Annotated in this window: 11 protein-coding genes and 1 pseudogene; 2 read left to right on the top strand and 10 right to left on the bottom strand. The window is 68.6% G+C overall.

Annotated elements, in window-relative coordinates:
• The 10 genes and pseudogenes from RWR81_RS06690 to RWR81_RS06645 all read right to left on the bottom strand — a co-directional run.
• Positions 1-322: pseudogene (locus tag RWR81_RS06690) on the bottom strand (type II toxin-antitoxin system PemK/MazF family toxin); the annotation flags it as partial.
• 81 nt (positions 323-403) lie between these two features.
• Positions 404-1,447 (bottom strand): hypothetical protein, encoded by a 1,044-nt coding sequence (locus RWR81_RS06685; protein ID WP_314456136.1) that lies wholly within the window; start codon positions 1,445-1,447, stop codon positions 404-406.
• A gap of 259 nt (positions 1,448-1,706) precedes the next feature.
• Positions 1,707-3,245: a hypothetical protein gene (locus RWR81_RS06680; protein WP_314456134.1), complete on the bottom strand. Its 1,539-nt coding sequence runs from the start codon at positions 3,243-3,245 to the stop codon at positions 1,707-1,709.
• Positions 3,246-3,446: 201 nt separating this feature from the next.
• Positions 3,447-4,322, bottom strand: a complete 876-nt coding sequence (gene trpA / locus RWR81_RS06675) for a tryptophan synthase subunit alpha (protein ID WP_314456132.1) — start codon at positions 4,320-4,322, stop codon at positions 3,447-3,449.
• 1 nt (position 4,323) lies between these two features.
• Positions 4,324-6,594, bottom strand: coding sequence for a tryptophan synthase subunit beta (gene trpB, locus RWR81_RS06670; protein ID WP_314456130.1), 2,271 nt, complete (start codon positions 6,592-6,594; stop codon positions 4,324-4,326).
• 9 nt (positions 6,595-6,603) lie between these two features.
• Positions 6,604-7,716, bottom strand: a complete 1,113-nt coding sequence (gene trpD, locus RWR81_RS06665; RefSeq protein ID WP_314456128.1) for an anthranilate phosphoribosyltransferase — start codon at positions 7,714-7,716, stop codon at positions 6,604-6,606.
• A 111-nt stretch (positions 7,717-7,827) separates the two neighbouring features.
• Positions 7,828-8,550 (bottom strand): glutamine amidotransferase-related protein, encoded by a 723-nt coding sequence (locus RWR81_RS06660; RefSeq protein ID WP_314456126.1) that lies wholly within the window; start codon positions 8,548-8,550, stop codon positions 7,828-7,830.
• A gap of 3 nt (positions 8,551-8,553) precedes the next feature.
• Positions 8,554-10,248 carry an anthranilate synthase component 1 gene (locus RWR81_RS06655; protein WP_314456124.1) on the bottom strand — a complete coding sequence of 565 codons (1,695 nt, stop codon included), beginning with the start codon at positions 10,246-10,248 and terminating at the stop codon, positions 8,554-8,556.
• Positions 10,249-10,594: 346 nt separating this feature from the next.
• Positions 10,595-12,199 (bottom strand): S8 family peptidase, encoded by a 1,605-nt coding sequence (locus RWR81_RS06650; protein ID WP_314456122.1) that lies wholly within the window; start codon positions 12,197-12,199, stop codon positions 10,595-10,597.
• 148 nt (positions 12,200-12,347) lie between these two features.
• On the bottom strand, positions 12,348-12,845 hold the full coding sequence (locus tag RWR81_RS06645; RefSeq protein ID WP_314456120.1) for a VTT domain-containing protein: 498 nt from the start codon (positions 12,843-12,845) through the stop codon (positions 12,348-12,350).
• 193 nt (positions 12,846-13,038) lie between these two features.
• Between RWR81_RS06645 and lepA the strand changes: the two genes are divergently transcribed.
• Both lepA and RWR81_RS06635 read left to right on the top strand, forming a co-directional pair.
• On the top strand, positions 13,039-14,922 hold the full coding sequence (gene lepA, locus RWR81_RS06640; RefSeq protein WP_314456118.1) for a translation elongation factor 4: 1,884 nt from the start codon (positions 13,039-13,041) through the stop codon (positions 14,920-14,922).
• Between the two features lie 75 nt (positions 14,923-14,997).
• Positions 14,998-15,822, top strand: coding sequence for an MOSC domain-containing protein (locus RWR81_RS06635; protein ID WP_314456116.1), 825 nt, complete (start codon positions 14,998-15,000; stop codon positions 15,820-15,822).
• The last annotated feature ends 33 nt before the right edge of the window (positions 15,823-15,855 follow it).

Below are 15,855 nucleotides of genomic sequence, written 5' to 3'. Positions count from 1 at the left end.
CCTCCTCGAAGGGAACCCAGGCCCACACCACCTCGCCGGGGTCGGCGTCGCCGTCTGGATCGGGGGAGTAGCTGAAGGTGGGCAGTCCCAGGGCGGAGACATCGTAGACGCTGACGCCCTGAGGAGAGGACGACGAGAGTGACGGCTTGGGCGCGCGCGTCGTCTGAGTGGGCGGAGTGGGCTTCCTGGGCTCAACAGAATCGGAGGCAGTAGTCCTGGACGGTCCTGATGCCGTCGAGGACTTCTGAGTGAGTACATCGTTCACAGCGTCGGAGGCGGTGCGACCGAGCAGGGTGAGGATCCGATTGAGCAGACTGGCCATGGCACCAGCCTATCGCCCGGTGTGGGGAGAGGACCGCCGACGATGGCGCAGATCGCGACGACTGTATGGCCCCCCGGAGTTCTAGTTCTTCGCGCGTGTCACAGTGGTGCAGACCGCGAAGGACTTGGCCTCAATGCCGGCACCACTGTCGGCGACGTCGATCTGGGTGGTCAGTCCCTTGGAGGGGTCCTTGGGGTTGCAGGTGCCCAGCGCCTCCCATTCCTCCTCGGTGATCGCGTCGGCATTGACCTCATAGGTGTTCCAGAAGGTCATGGTGGTTGTGGAGTCTCCGGGCATGGGGTCTCCCGTCGGCAGTGGGATGGAGCCGTCCTCCTGAAGCATGTAGGCGCCGACATCGACTCGCCACGGGACACCGGTGCCCCATACGTTCCGCAGTGCGATGCCGGCGGGGAGGTGGGGCCGCAGGACGATATCGGAGGTTCGCCCCTCGGCGTCGGTCTTGTTGGTGAAGGTGACGGTGTACTCGACCACGATCTGGGAGGTGCCGGTGGGGGCGGCCTCGGTGCTGTTCTGGGAGCTTTGGGCCGTCACCTCGCCCACGGGGCGATTGTCGACGTAGTTGGCGGCGAAGCTCTGCCCATCAGTGGTGATTCCGGCCGTGACCGTGTTGCGTCCCACGACGCCGGTCAGATCAACCTGGCAGGTGATCTCCTTGCCGCTGGGAACCGTCGCCTTGCCGCTGGGGACCGTGAGGCTCTCGGCCGGGCCCTTGGTGGAGACGACCTCGCCGCCGAAGGCGGTCAGGTCACAGGTCAGGGCGGTCACCTGGGCCCGTCCGCTGCTTCGTGAGGCGTTGATGGTGAAGTCGGACATGGGCGTGGTCGAGTCGTTCTTCGCCTTCATGGTGAAGCGGGCGGCGTCCTTGGCGGTGCCGTCGACCAGGACCGCCTCGGTGGTGACAGTGGGCCCTTGTCGGGGTGCGATCGTGGAGGGGACGTGGACTCTCCGGTTCAGACAACCCTCGGCGTTGTCGGAGCCGTGGCAGCCGGCACCGACCGTGTTGTAGCGCCCTTCCACACTGATACCGGTGTCAGTGGCGGTGGTCGAGGTGGCGGCGCTCGCCGGGGCGGCGATGGCACCGGCGGCGAGCAGGGGAAGAGCCATGGCGACGCCAAGGAGACGTCGCCGCCGCTCAGCGAGTTGAGAAGGTGGGGTGTGCGTGAACACGCTTTTCTCCGAAAGGGTCGGGATGGGAGCAGAATGCATTGACAATATATCTCCGAACGGTACATTTTAGAAAGGTAGGAACGCTCATCATGGTGCGCGGCTTCTTGCCTTGTTGAGAATGAGACAAAGGTCGGGTACACGAAAACTTTCGTGTACCCGACCTTTGTTCTTCGGATTTCCCGTTGAACGTCGGCGATCAGCCCTGCGGGCGCGTCACCGGGGTGCAGGTGGTGAAGGAACCGGCTTCAAAACCGGCTCCGTTTCCGTCGACGTCGATCTGCGTCGTCACGCCCTTGGAGGGGTCCTTGGGGTCGCAGGCGCCCAGGGCCTTCCAGTCGTTGTCGGTCATGGCAGCCGTATCGATCGCGTAATCGGCGGTGAATGTGAAGGTCTCCGAGGAGTTGGAACTGAGTGGAGAGTTGAGCGGCACCTGGACCGTTCCGTCGGCCGAGGGGGTGAGGGCGTCGCTGTCTCTGTTGAACCACCATGGTCCATCGCCGTTGATGCGTTCGAATGTCAGGCCGGCGGGCGACTGGGGTCGTAGGACCAGATTGGGGAAGGACCCCTCGGCGTCGGTCTTGTTGGAGAAGGTGACGGTGTAGCTGACGCTGACATACTGCTTGTCGTGCATGGCATCCGGCCCCTGGAGTCCGACGCTCTGATCCGTCGCCTGGACCGTCACCTCGCCCACCGGGCGGTCGGTGTTGTGGTCACTGGAGAAGGTTTGGTCGCCGGTGGTGATTCCGGCCGTGACTGTGTTGCGTCCGGCGACGCCGGTCAGGTCCACCTGGCAGGTGATCTCCTTGCCGCTGGGGATCGTTGCCTTGCCGCTGGGGACCGTGAGGCTCTCGGCCGGGCCCTTGGTGGAGACGACCTCACCACCGAAGGCGGTCAGGTCACAGGTCAGAGCAGCCACCTGGGCCTGTCCTCTGGAGCGGCCCGCGGAGACGGTGAAGTCGGACATGGGCGTGGTCGAGTCGTTCTTCGCCTTCATTGTGAAGCGGGCGGCGTCCTTGGCGGCGCCGTCGACCGTGACCGTCTCGGTGGTGACGGTGGCGTGGGGGGCACTGGCGGCCGGCTTCTGGGCCGTGGCGACAGGCGTTTGGGGGGTGGCGTCCTCAGAGGTCGTGATGGTCGGGGTGAAGGTGTAGTCGCGGGCGTCCGTCCCGGGGGCCGTTACTGCTGTCCCGATGTTGAGATCCAGGTAGGAACCCTCTTCTCGGACCAGGTAATCGATCGTGTATGTCAGGCTCAGGTGCTCGGGCGTGCAGTTCACGTTGGTGGGCGATCCTGCGCTGCTCCCGAGCCTGGTGTAGACGATCGGATCGGCCAGTCCCAGGCCGGATTCGCCCATCTTGTTGAGTTCCCCGTTGGCGGAGCGGTTGAAGAACGCCGCCGTACCGGCGACACGGAACTCGTCGGAACAGTTCCAGGTCCACTGGCCTGGCACGGAGTCCGCCTCGATGGTGACGCTCAGGTCCTTGTGCGGCGCTATTGATGACGGGACGCGAACCCCCCAGGTCAGGCAGTCGATGGAGTTGTCCGTTCCCTGGCAGCCGGCTCCTCCCGGGTTGTAGTTGCCGGAGACGGTGATGCCGTTGTCCGCTGGTGCCGTAGGGGTGGGGTCCGCCTGTGCTGGGGGTGCGATGAAGCCGGCCGCCAGTAGGGGCAGGGCCAGGCTGATGCCCAGGAGGCGTCTGCGCGAACGTGGGGGATGAGAGTGCGAAAGCTGCATGAGCATACCTTTCTCCGAGAAAACTCGGGGAGATGACTTGTCTCATTAATATATAACTTGGATGGTAAATTTTGAAGGTATGTCATTCTCGTCGTGCTCGGCGCCCAGACTTCACGTAGACCACGACAAAGGTCGGATGCTCCGAGGCTGACGGAGCATCCGACCCCTGTCCCTTCCGGACGGTCCTTCCCGCGCCGGTGATCAGTGTCGGCGCGTAGCCTTCTTCATGGCGGCGATGAAAGCGACGAGCTCGCTGCGCAGCGCCCCGAGCGCGTAGTGGCGCCGTTCCTCGTCGCCGTGCCCGCCGTTGTCGCCGGAGGCGGCTGCCACGATCTCGGGGGCGAAGCGCTCGACGATCTTGACCGTGGCGGACCCGCTGATCGCGCCGTCGGCGCCCGCGGCGATGGCCTCGGCGACCTGCTCGGGCGTGGAGATGCCGAAGCCCAGCATGACTGGCGCTGCGGCGTCGGCTCGCAGGCGCTCCACCGACTCGGCGAGTCCCACGGTCGACGAGGCCCACTCGGTGCCGGTCACGCCCACCCGGGAGACGGCGTAGACATAGCCGCGCGAGGCTGCCGCCACCGCGTCCAGGGTCTCGGTGGCGGCCGACGGCGGGGCGATGTAGACGGCGTCGATACCGGCCTCCTTAGCGGCGCGACTGAAGAGCGCCGACTCGCGGATCGGGACGTCGGGCAGCAGCACCGAGTCGATGCCGGCCTGAGCGCACTCGGTGTAGAAGCGCTCCAGGCCCATTGCGAAGGGGACGTTGCCGTAGATGAGCATGCCGATGGGCAGCTGCGGGTGGCGCCGGCGCACCCGCGCGACCACCTCCAGGCAGTCGCGGAAACTTGTCCCTGCGGTCAGCGCCCGCACGTGGGCCTTCTGGATGGTGGGCCCGTCGGCGACCGGATCGGTGAAGGGCACACCCAGTTCCAGGGCGTCGGCCCCGCCGGCGATGAGGGCCTCAATGACGGCCTCGCTGGTGGCCGGGTCGGGGTCGCCGACCATGACGAAGGGGACGAAGGCCCCCTCACCGCGCTCCTTGAGGGCGGTGAACATCGCAGCATAGCGGCTCATGTCAGAACTCCTCGTCCGGGCCGGTGCTCATGCCTGCGTTCAGGCCGGCGTACTCGGTGCGCTTGCCCATCTGCTCCACCATACGCGCGGCCCGGGCGACGGCGCCGTCGGTGGAGAAGGAGCCGCCCAGGCGAGCCCGCACCTGATCGAGGTCCTTGTCCCCGCGGCCCGACAGGCACACGAGCAGGATCGGGGGCTCGCCGCCCTCGGGCACCTTCCGGGCCATGGCCAGGGCCTGGGCCAGGGCGTGGGCCGACTCCACGGCCGGGATGATCCCCTCGTGGCGCGAGAGCAGCCGGAAGGCCTCGATCGCGTCGTCATCGCCGATGCCGACGTAGCGGGCCCTGCCGGTGTCCGACAGCCAGGCGTGCTCGGGTCCCACGCCCGGGTAGTCCAGGCCGGCCGAGACGGAGAAGGACTCCTCGACCTGTCCCTCGGAGGTGCGCATGAGGTAGCTGCGCGCCCCGTGGAGGATGCCTACCAGCCCCTTGTTGATGGGGGCGCCGTGGCGGGACGTGTCCAGCCCCTCACCGGCGGGCTCGACGCCGATGAGCTCGACTCCGGGGTCGTCGATGAAGTCGGCGAACATGCCGATCGCGTTGGAGCCCCCACCCACGCAGGCGATGACCGAGTCCGGCAGACGCCCTGCCAGCCCCAGGACCTGGGCGCGGGCCTCCCGGGAGATGACCCGGTGGTACTCGCGCACGATCGTGGGGAAGGGGTGGGGGCCGGCGGCCGTGCCCAGCAGGTAGTGGGTGTCGGCGAAGGAGGCGGTCCAGTCGCGCAGCGCCTCGTTGACGGCGTCCTTGAGCGTTCCGGCACCGCTGTCCACCGGCACCACCGTGGCGCCCATGAGCTCCATGCGCTCCACGTTGGAGGCCTGACGCACGACGTCGGTGGCCCCCATGTAGATGGTGCAGTCCAGTCCCAGCAGGGCGCAGACCATGGCGGTGGCCGTCCCGTGCTGGCCGGCGCCGGTCTCGGCGATGATGCGCTGCTTGCCCATCCGCTTGGCCAGCAGGGCCTGACCCAGGACCTGGTTGCCCTTGTGAGCGCCGCCGTGGACCAGGTCCTCGCGCTTGAGCAGGATGCGGGCGTTGCCCTCCAGGGGCAGGTTGCGCAGCTCGGTGATGGCTGTGGGGCGGCCCAGGTAGCGGGTCATGAGCGTGTCCAGCTCGGCGGCGAAGGCGGGGTCGGCCTGGGCATCGATGAAGGCGTCCTCGAGCTGGTCCAGGGCAGGGATGAGCAGTTCGGGCACGAACTGCCCACCGTAGGGTCCGAAGAATGCCGGCAGGCGCGGGTGGTGTCCCTCCTTCTCGCCCTCGCCCGGCTCCCGGTCCGACGACGATGCTCCCTCCCCGTCCGGTTGAGGCAGCGGTACCGCGGTGGCCAGGTCTCGGGCGGCCTCGTCCGGGTCTGGGGCGCCGGACAGGGACGAGCCCACCAGAAGGGCGTCCACCAGGCCGGACAGGCGCCGCACGTCGTCGGGCGCGCCGACCCCCGACTCGCCGACGAGGACCACCCCGGCCGGGGCCAGCGGGGCCAGCTCCTCGGTGCGAGCCAGATCCGTGGCCAGCGTGCGCAGGTCGCGGTTGTTGATGCCGATGACCTCGACGCCCAGCGCCGCGGCCCGATGCATCTCCTCAGGGGTCGAGACCTCCGTGAGCACCTCCATACCCAGGTTGTGGGCCAGCTCGGCCAGTTCGCGGTAGACGTCGTCGGGCACCACCGAGAGCATGAGTAGAACCGCGTCCGCCCCCAGACTACGGGCCGCCAGCACCTGGACCTCATCGACGATGAAGTCCTTGCACAGGACGGGGACGTCCACCACCTCGCGCACGGCCGCCAGGTCCTCGAAGGATCCGTTGAAACGGTCGGGCTCGGTGAGTACCGAGACCGCGGCCGCGTAGGGCGCGTACTGCGCGGCCAGCGTGGCCGGGTCGTAATTGGAGCGGATGGTGCCGCGCGAGGGCGAGGCCGCCTTGCACTCCATGATGAGGGCCGGCTGTGGGCTGTGGCTCCGGCCGTTGCGGGTGCGCAGGGCTGCGGCGAAGGAGCGCTGCGAGCGCGGCAGCTCCTCGGCCCTCAGGTGCCCGAAACGGGCTCGCAGCTCATCAATGCGTTCGCGGCGCGCCTGGACGATCGAGTCCAGGACGGTGCCCGTGGCGATGAGCCGGGCCTCGACCGGCTCGCGGTGCGCGCGCTCGCCGGGGCCCTCGGCCGGGGATCCGGGATCCGCGGAGTCAGTGGGGGCGGTGTCGGGGGTCGTCACAGTCTCTCCTCAGGCCCGTTCGGCGGCTGAATCACTGGCCGAGTCACTGGCCAGGTCGGTGGCCTTGGTCATGGACTCCAGGTGACTGGCCACGCCACCGGAGCGGATCTGCTCCAGCGCCATGGCGGTCCCGTCGGCCAGGTTGTCGGCAGGGCCGGCCAGATACAGCAGGGCACCGGCGTTGACGGCGATGGCGTCGCGGTGCGCCGGCCTGCCCTCACCCGAGATGGCCTCGCGCAGCAGGCGGGCGTTGTCGGCCGGCTCCCCGCCCAGCAGGTCGGCCAGCTCGTAGGCAGGAACCCCCAGATCCTCGGGCGTGACCTCGTAGGCCTTGACTCCGCGGGGAGTCGCCTCGCGCACGAGGGTCGGCCCGTGGACGGCGATCTCATCCAGGCCCGAGCCATGCACGACCAGCGCCCGCTTGCGTCCCAGCTGGACCATTGCCTCGGCGATCATGTCCAACATGCTCGGGTCCCACACGCCCATGAGCTGGAAGGTCAGGTGGGCCGGGTTCACCAGCGGCCCCAGGACGTTGAAGATCGTGGGGGTCGCCAGAGCCCGGCGCACCGGGGCCACGTGCCGCATGGCCGGGTGGTAGGCCTGGGCGAACAGGAAGGTGAAGTGGTCACGCGCCAGCAGCTCGACCGCCGTGGCCGGGTCCACATCCAGGGGCAGTCCCAGCTCGGCGACGACGTCGGCAGCCCCGGTCTTGGAGGAGACGGCCCGGTTGCCGTGCTTGGCCACTGCGATCCCCATCGAGGCGGCCACAAGGCCCGCCCCCGTGGAGATGTTGATCGTGCCGACTCCGTCGCCCCCGGTGCCGACGACGTCCACCAGCGGGAAGGTCACCGATGGGAAGGACCGGGCGACCTGGCGGAAGGCGCTCGCGGCGCCGGCCACCTCCTGGGGTTCCTCGCCGCGGGCGTGCAGCGCCGCCAGCAGTGCTGCCGTCTCCGCCTCGGACAGGTCCCCGGCGCCCAAGGCGGCGAAGACCGTGGAGGCCTGCTCGCGGGTCAGTCGCCGTCCCTGAACCACCTCTCGCAGCAGCTCATGGGCCTCCTGCGCCGTGGCAACATGCGTGCCGTCCGTGGCGGCGGGGGCCGCGCTGTTGGTCTCACTCATCGGTCTGTGGCTCCTTCACAGGTGGTTGAGGCTTGGGATGCCCGGGGGCGATTCTGCCCGAGCGGTGACGCAGACGCCGGGATCTGCGCGATGACGGGGCGGTGGTGTGGCTCAGGGAGTCCGGGCAAGGTCCGCGGTGATGGCCCTGAGCAGGGCCGGCCCCTGGGGGGTGAGGATCGACTCGGGGTGGAACTGCAGCCCGATCGCCGGTAGTGATCGGTGCCGGGCAGCCATGACGATGCCGCCGCTTCCGCCGTCGTCCACCTGTGCGGTACGGGCCAGGCTGACGAGGGCCTCAGGCAGCGTGCGCGTGCCCAGGGAGTGATAGCGGGCCACGTCCAACGGCCCGCCGTCGAGGACCGCGAAAGCCTCATCCGCGCGGCCCGCCTCGGTGACCTCGACGCGATCGGAGCGGCCGTGGACCGGGCCGACTGGAGCGACCCGCCCGCCGCAGGTCTCGACGAGGGCCTGGAAACCCAGGCAGATGCCCAGTGTGGGAACGGCCTGCTCCAGGGCGGTGGCGATGAGCTCCATGAGGCAGCCCGATGTTGCCGGGTAACCCGGGCCGGGGGACAGGCACAGGACCGGGCGCCGCCCGGCCTCCCGCTCGGCCTCGGTGGGCTCGAGGGCGGTGAGCACTCGAGAGGCCGGCACGTTGTTGCGGTAGACCTGGATCCGGGAGCCCAGCGTGGCGAACTGGTCGACGAGGTTGTAGACGAAGGAGTCGCGATTGTCGAGCAGAACCACCCGAGCCGGGGCCTGGGCAGCCGTGGTGCCGTCCTCGGGGTGCGTACCCACGTCCGGTCCGTGGTGCTGAGGCTTGCTGATGGTCATGGCTCAGGCCTCCTTTCCGGTCGTGTCGATGATGAGCTCGGCACCCTGCGCGGCGGCGACCGCCTCCAGAACTGCCCGGGCCTTGTGGACGGTCTCAGCGGCCTCGGCGGCCGGGTGGGAGGCCGCCACGACACCGGCCCCGGCCTGGACCAGGGCGGTGCCGTCGACCACGAAGCCGGAGCGGATGACGATGCAGGTGTCCAGCTCGCCATCGCCGCGGATATAGCCCACCGAGCCGCCGTAGGAGCCGCGGCGCACGCCCTCGGCCTGGCGAATGAGCTCGGCGGCCCGCAGCTTGGGGGCTCCGGTGAGGGTACCCATCGTCATGGAGGCGCGGAAGGCGTCCAGGGCGTCCAGGTCGTCGGCGAGCTCGCCGGAGACCTCCGAGACCAGGTGCATCACCCGGCTGTAGCGGTCCACGCGCAGAAGGTCCTGGACGTTGCGGGTACCGGGGCGGCTGACCCGGGCGACGTCGTTGCGGGCCAGGTCCACGAGCATGACGTGCTCGGCGACCTCCTTGGCATCGGTGCGCAGCTCCAGCTCCAGGCGGGTGTCGCGCTCGTGGTCCACCGAGCCGTCGGGGTGCAGGCCGCGCGGCCGGGTCCCGGCGATCGGGCGGATGGCGACCCGGCCGCTGCGCACCGAGTGCAGCAGCGCCGACTCCGGGGAGGCACCGAACAGCTCGAAGTCCGGGGCGGCCAGGTAGAACATGTAGGGACTGGGGTTGGCGTGACGCAGCACGTGGTAGGCGGTCAGAGCGTCGGGGCAGTCGATGGTGAAGCCGCGCGAGGGCACCACCTGGTAGACGTCGCCGTCGGCGATGTAGCCGCGCATCTCCTCCACGATCGCCTCGAAGTCGGTGTCCGAGGTGGTGGGTACGGCGTGCAGGACCGGGGAGCCGGCAGCCACCTCGGGTGGTGCCGGAGAGTACTCGGCTGCGTCGGCTGCAGTGTCGATGGCGCCGGCCAGCGCGTCCACGCGCCGTTCCAGATCCACGGCGTCGACCGAGGCCCCCACCAGGGTGGCCTCCTGGGTGGGGTGGTCGACGACGAGGATGATGCGCGCGTCGTAGAAGAGGTAGTCCGGGCAGGTGTTGGCTCCCTGAGCCACCTCGGGCAAGGACTCGAAGGTGGACAGGTAGTCGAAGGCGAAGGCCCCCGCTTCCAGCGGCAGGTGGGGGTGGTCGACCTCTGCCTGGGCCAGGACCCGCAGGGGCTCGATCGTGGACAGGGCGGTGAGGCGCTCGCGCTCCTCAATGGTGGGATCGTCGTCGGCGCTGGTGGGCAGGGAGAGCGTCAGCCCGCCGGGGGAGCGGTCGATGACGTGCTCGCCCAGGCGCTCCTCCAAGCGGGCCAGGGCCGCGAGGCCGTCAACTCCGGGACGCTCGCCGTCGACGGTGGACAGTGCCTCGGCGGTGACGGTCCCGCCCCAGCAGGTCAGCCTGGCCGAGGCCTCCAGGACGGCGACCGTGGTGCGCGAGGCCTTTGTTGTGATGTCTGCGCTCTCCAGCAGGACGCAGTCGACCGGGCGCACGCCAGGGCCGTCTCCGCAGTCGACCGTGCGCAGCAGACCGGCACGGGTCAGGTGCTCCAACAGCGCACCACCGTCGGCGTGGTAGCGCACCGAGCGTGTGAGAACGGTGGGTGAGGCCGCGGACGATGCGGCGGGAGGCGCAGTGTCAGACACAGTGGGCGGCATGGGGCCCCTTTCCTGAGATCTTGGGTCAGGCGGGCCTCTCACTCATACATTCGGGCGGGCCCGCGGTGAGCGAGCCGGTACGTCCTAGCGCGTCAGGGTGGCGGCTCGCCTCAAGGAGAGCCGCCACCACTGGCGGTCGCGGAACGCTGTCATGGCACTGAGGGTAGAACGAGGTCATGAAGCGACCAAATCGCCGGCAAGGGATGAGACGCGTGTCCGCATCGGTAGTGCGGGATGGAACGCATTCGGTGCCTGGAGAGCGCCATCAGGGACACCGAGCCAGAACCGTTGCCGTTGCGAGAAGAAGGGATGGTGCTGCACGGACAGAGCGGGTCGGCTCAGGGACTCATCCGCGTCGGCTGTCGTCGAGACGGTGGAGGGATTTCTGACCGGGGGAGGCGCTGGGCTTGGAGCTCTTGCCAGATACCTGGGCTACGGCCGAGGCTGCGTTGACAATGCCGGCGCCGCAGGCGTCGCGGTCGCATCCGGCCATTGGCGTGGCCGTCTTCTGCAGAGTGGTGACGATCTCCTCGGCCTTCAGGTCGGGGTTGGCGGCCAGCATCAGCGCGATGGTGCCGGCCACGTGCGGGGCTGCCTGGCTGGTGCCGACCATGATGGAGTAGTTGGAATCCTGCGGAGCTGTCGTGGACTTATCGGTCAGGGACAGGATGCCGGCGTCGGTCTCGCTGTCACCGCCGGGGGCGGAGATGTCGACGTTGGCGCCGTAGTTCGAGAAGGAGGAGCGGATGCCGGAGTTCGTGGTGGCGCCGACGGTGATGACGTTCCTGCAACCCGCAGGGCTGAAGCCGCTGGCGTCCTGATCCTCGTTTCCGGCGGCGGCGACGATGATCGCACCACGTGCGACAGCGGCATCGATGGTCTTCTGGTAGAAGCGCGGGCAGACACCGGGACCGCCCATGCTCATGTTGATGATCTGGGCGGGGTTCTTGTTGACCGGCACGCCGTTGACCTTGCCTCCCGAGGCCCAGGTGATGGCATCGATGGTGTCGGCGCCTGTGGAACCGCATCGGCCCAGGACACGGATGGGCACGATCTTGGCGTCTGGTGCGACACCTGCTACGCCACCATTGTTGTTCGTGTGCGCGGCGATGGTGCCGGCCACATGGGAGCCGTGCCAACTCGAGCTCCGGGCCTTGCTGGCTCCGTCCTTGGAGGGGCAGTCACCCGGCTCGACCCAGTCGCCCTCGTCGAACGGATTCGCGTCGTAGCCGTCATTGTCGCGGGCGCTCTCGGCATCGGAGATGAAGTCGTAGCCGGGGAGGAGCTGTCCTTCCAAGTCCGGGTGGTCGGTCAGGATGCCGGTGTCGATGACGGCGACCGTAATGCCCTTGCCGGTGGACTGCGACCAGGCGTTGGTGGCGTTGACGCCGTAGGAGCCCGAGGTCATGTCCCACTGTTCGGAGAAGTGGGGATCGTTGGGGACATTGCTGTCCTCGGTGGAGCTGTTGTCCAGGGCGGTCATGTGCATGTCGGGCTCAACGGCCTCGATGCCATCGGCGGCCTCGAGTGTGGAGACGAAGTCCTTGACCTGCTCCACGGTGAGCTTGTCGCTCAACGTGATGCCGGCCGTGCTCAGGGCGTGCGCGGTAACGGTCTCCAACTGGACCGAGAACTTTCCAGCGGCGGCGGTCAGTGCCTGTCTGTCCTCGGAGGGCAGGGAGTCGAGGACGTTCTCGCCGTAGGCCTCCGCAGAGGCGATGACCTTGGCTGCTGCCGAGTCCTCGGCATAAGAGACGATGAAGCGGTCGCTGGGCTCGGTGGCGTTGACGGCTGCGCTGCTGGGATCTGAGGGTGATGCCGACGCCGCTGTGGAGGCGCCATGGCCGCCGAGGACTCCGGCGCGAACCAGGCCGACGGCGATGACGGAGACCACCGCGATGGAGGCGGCAATGATGATCAGGACGCGTTTTCTACTGAGAGTTGTAGTCATTTGGAGTGGCTTTCGATGGGGACGCCCCCGGGGGCGGGGCTGCTCAGGAGCCCGGAGTACGACGAGTCTGGCATGAAATGGTGGCAAAGGCCCATCGGTGGCCGTGGGGAGGTCTCCCCAGCGGGTTCTGCGGACAGATCTGGCTGGTTCAGCCGTGATTGCTGCGTTTGCCGCGTTCATCGCCCTGGTGGTCGCGTACCACTCGACTGCGACGAACCACTACGGTAAGCCCCGGGGCCGCGACCATCAGGAGGCAGACGATGCGGCCGACCGGGCCGGTGAGCCAGGCGGTCAGGACCGCCATGCCAATGGTTGTGTAGACGGCCGCCCAGGCGATCGCTCCCACGGTTGTGGCTGCTGCGTAGCGGTGCAGCGGCATGTGGGTCACGCCCGTGGAGATCTGGATGACGCTCTGCAGACCGATGGTCAGGAAGGACATCGGCACGGCCAGGACACCCCAGCGGGCCGACCACGCCTGGGCGCGGGCGTAGACGGGGGAGTGGAGCACTGATGCCCACCTGCTGTGCGCGGTGCCCGCGGTGATGCCCCGGCCGATCCAGTACATGGTGTGTGAGCGCATCATGGCCAGGCACCAGAAGAACAGGAAGACCCAGGGATAGGGCAGGCTGTGGATCCGTTCCAGCATGCGAGGAAGGCTAACCTAAGTCAATCGGTGCGCAGTTGTGGAGTCGCCTACGCCTACGGGAACCATGGGAAGCCGGTGCGTGGCCGCACCTCACACCACGGGCGGCCCGGCGGGCTGGGGCAGTGGGCCGCCGGCGTGGGACACTTGAGTCAGACCCGTGCCAGTTTTGAGGAAGAGCCAGGAATCGATCTCCGTGTCACCGATCCCCACACCAGAGCAGATGACCAGCGTCCAGGCCGCCGCCACCGAGCAGGCGCGGCTGCGCAACTTCTGCATCATCGCGCACATCGACCACGGCAAGTCCACCCTGGCCGATCGCATGCTCCAGGCCACTGGTGTCGTCCAGCCCCGCGACATGCGCGCCCAGTACCTGGACCGCATGGACATCGAGCGCGAGCGCGGCATCACCATCAAGTCCCAGGCCGTGCGCATGCCCTGGGCCCTCGAGGGCGACGACGGCGTTACGCGCGCCTACGCCCTCAACATGATCGACACCCCCGGGCACGTGGACTTCTCCTACGAGGTCAACCGCTCCCTGGCCGCCTGCGAGGGCGCGGTCCTCCTGGTCGACGCTGCCCAGGGCATCCAGGCCCAGACGCTGGCCAACCTCTACATGGCCATCGAGGGCGACCTGACCATCATCCCGGTCCTCAACAAGATCGACCTGCCCGCCGCCGAGCCGGAGAAGCACGCCGAGGAGATCGCCTCCCTCATCGGCTGCGACGTCGACGACGTCCTCAAGGTCTCCGGCAAGACCGGGCAGGGCGTGCCGGAGCTGCTCGACCGGATCGTCGAGACCGTCCCGCCTCCGCACGGCGACCCCGACGCCCCGGCGCGCGCCATGATCTTCGACTCCGTCTACGACACCTACCGCGGCGTGGTCACCTACGTGCGCGTCGTCGACGGCGCCCTCAAGCCCCGCGAGCGCATCGAGATGCTCTCCACCAAGGCCGTCCACGACCTGCTGGAGATCGGCGTCATCAGCCCCGAGCCCACGCCGTCGGCCGGGCTGGGGGCCGGCGAGGTCGGCTACCTCATCACCGGGGTCAAGGACGTGCGCCAGTCCAAGGTCGGTGACACGGTCACCTCCGCGGCGGCGCCGGCCGCCGAGCCGCTGTCGGGCTACCAGGACCCCAAGCCCATGGTCTTCTCCGGCCTGTTCCCGGTGGACGGCTCGGACTTCCCGGCCCTGCGCGACGCCCTGGACAAGCTCAAGCTCAACGACGCCGCCCTGACCTACGAGCCGGAGACCTCGGTGGCCCTGGGCTTCGGCTTCCGCTGCGGCTACCTGGGCCTGCTGCACCTTGAGATCATTCGCGAGCGCCTGGAGCGCGAGTTCAACCTGGACATCATCTCCACCGCACCGTCCGTGGTCTACGAGGTGACCATGGAGGACCGCATCGTGCACACGGTGACCAACCCCAGCGAGTTCCCCGAGGGGAAGGTCGCCTCCGTCTCCGAGCCGGTGGTGCGGGCCACGATCCTGACCCCCAGCGAGTTCGTGGGAACGGTCATGGAGCTGTGCCAGTCGCGCCGTGGCACCATGCAGGGCATGGACTACCTGTCCGAGTCCCGCGTGGAGATGCACTACGTACTGCCGCTGGCGGAGATCGTCTTCGACTTCTTCGACGCCCTGAAGTCGCGCACCCGCGGCTACGCCTCCCTGGACTACGAGATGGACGGCTCCCAGGACGCCAACCTGGTCAAGGTCGACATCCTGCTCAACGGGGACAAGGTGGACGCCTTCAGCGCCATCGTCCACCGGGACTCGGCCTACTCCTACGGCGTCATGATGACCAAGAGGCTCAAGGACCTCATCCCGCGCCAGCAGTTCGAGGTGCCCGTGCAGGCGGCCATCGGCACCCGGGTCATCGCCCGCGAGACCATCCGGGCCCTGCGCAAGGACATGCTCGCCAAGTGCTACGGCGGCGACATCACCCGCAAGCGCAAGCTGCTGGAGAAGCAGAAGGAGGGCAAGAAGCGCATGAAGGCCATCGGCCGCGTCGAGGTCCCTCAGGAGGCCTTCATCGCGGCCCTCGGCGCGGACACGCCCGCCGGTGCCAAGCCCGGCAAGTAACGGCAAGCGGCAGACCGGTACGGTCAGGACGGCTCAAGTCAGGGACACGCGGAGCAGGAAGGGATGGATGCCGACATGGCTGAGATGACAAGGAGGAACACGGATAGTGCGGTCGAGGCGGCATTGAGCGACGACGGCTCCGGCCTGGTCCTCACCCGTGAGCTGGCCCGGGTCCTGGGTGAGCCGCACGCCGGCGCGGACGGGCGTCACGACGATGAGCCCTCACCGTTCCACGACGGCGACCTGGTGGGAACTGTTGGCGCCGTGTGCGCTGTCAAGGGGCTGCGGCCCGACGCCGGCCCGGCGGGCGTCTCGGCGATCCACAAGGGTGCCGTCGACGGTCCGGTCGAGGTCGGTCGCACCGGGATCCTCACTGACGAGCACGGGGACCGCGCCCACCACGGCGGCACCGACAAGGCCCTCTACGTCATGAGCGCCGCCGAGCAGCGCCACTGGTCGCAGGTGCTGGGTGGCGTCGAGCCGGGTCGGCTGGGGGAGAACCTCCTCATCGAGGGCGATATCGACGACGTCGAGATCGGTGCGATCCTGTCCATCGGCGATCCCTCCGCCGGAGGCCTGAGGGTCAGGGTGACTGGCGTACGCAACCCGTGCGCCACCTTCGCCCGCGGCGTCGGCAGGGCGGACTGGGTGGAGGTCTTCTCCGCGCGCAACCGGGTGGGTGTCTACCTGGCGGTGCTCGCCGAGGGCGTGGTGCGGGTCGGTGACGAGGTGCGTATGGTCTCCTCCCCGGGACACCGGGTCACCTGCCGACGCTGGTTCGCCCACCACGACCCGCGCGACGCCCAAGGGCTGCTCAACTCCGAGATCTTCGGCAACTGCGTCATCGCACCTTTCACCAAGAAGTACGTGAGCGCCGCCGCCCACGAGCAGGTCGGCTGATGATGCTGCGCTCGTTTCGAGCAGTCGACTTAG

The sequence above is a fragment of the uncultured Actinomyces sp. genome, assembly GCF_963526355.1.
In the GTDB taxonomy this organism is placed as follows: Bacteria; Actinomycetota; Actinomycetes; order Actinomycetales; family Actinomycetaceae; genus Actinomyces.
The sequence above is the reverse complement of the archived record's forward strand: the minus strand, read 5'-3'. Positions and strand labels throughout refer to the sequence as shown.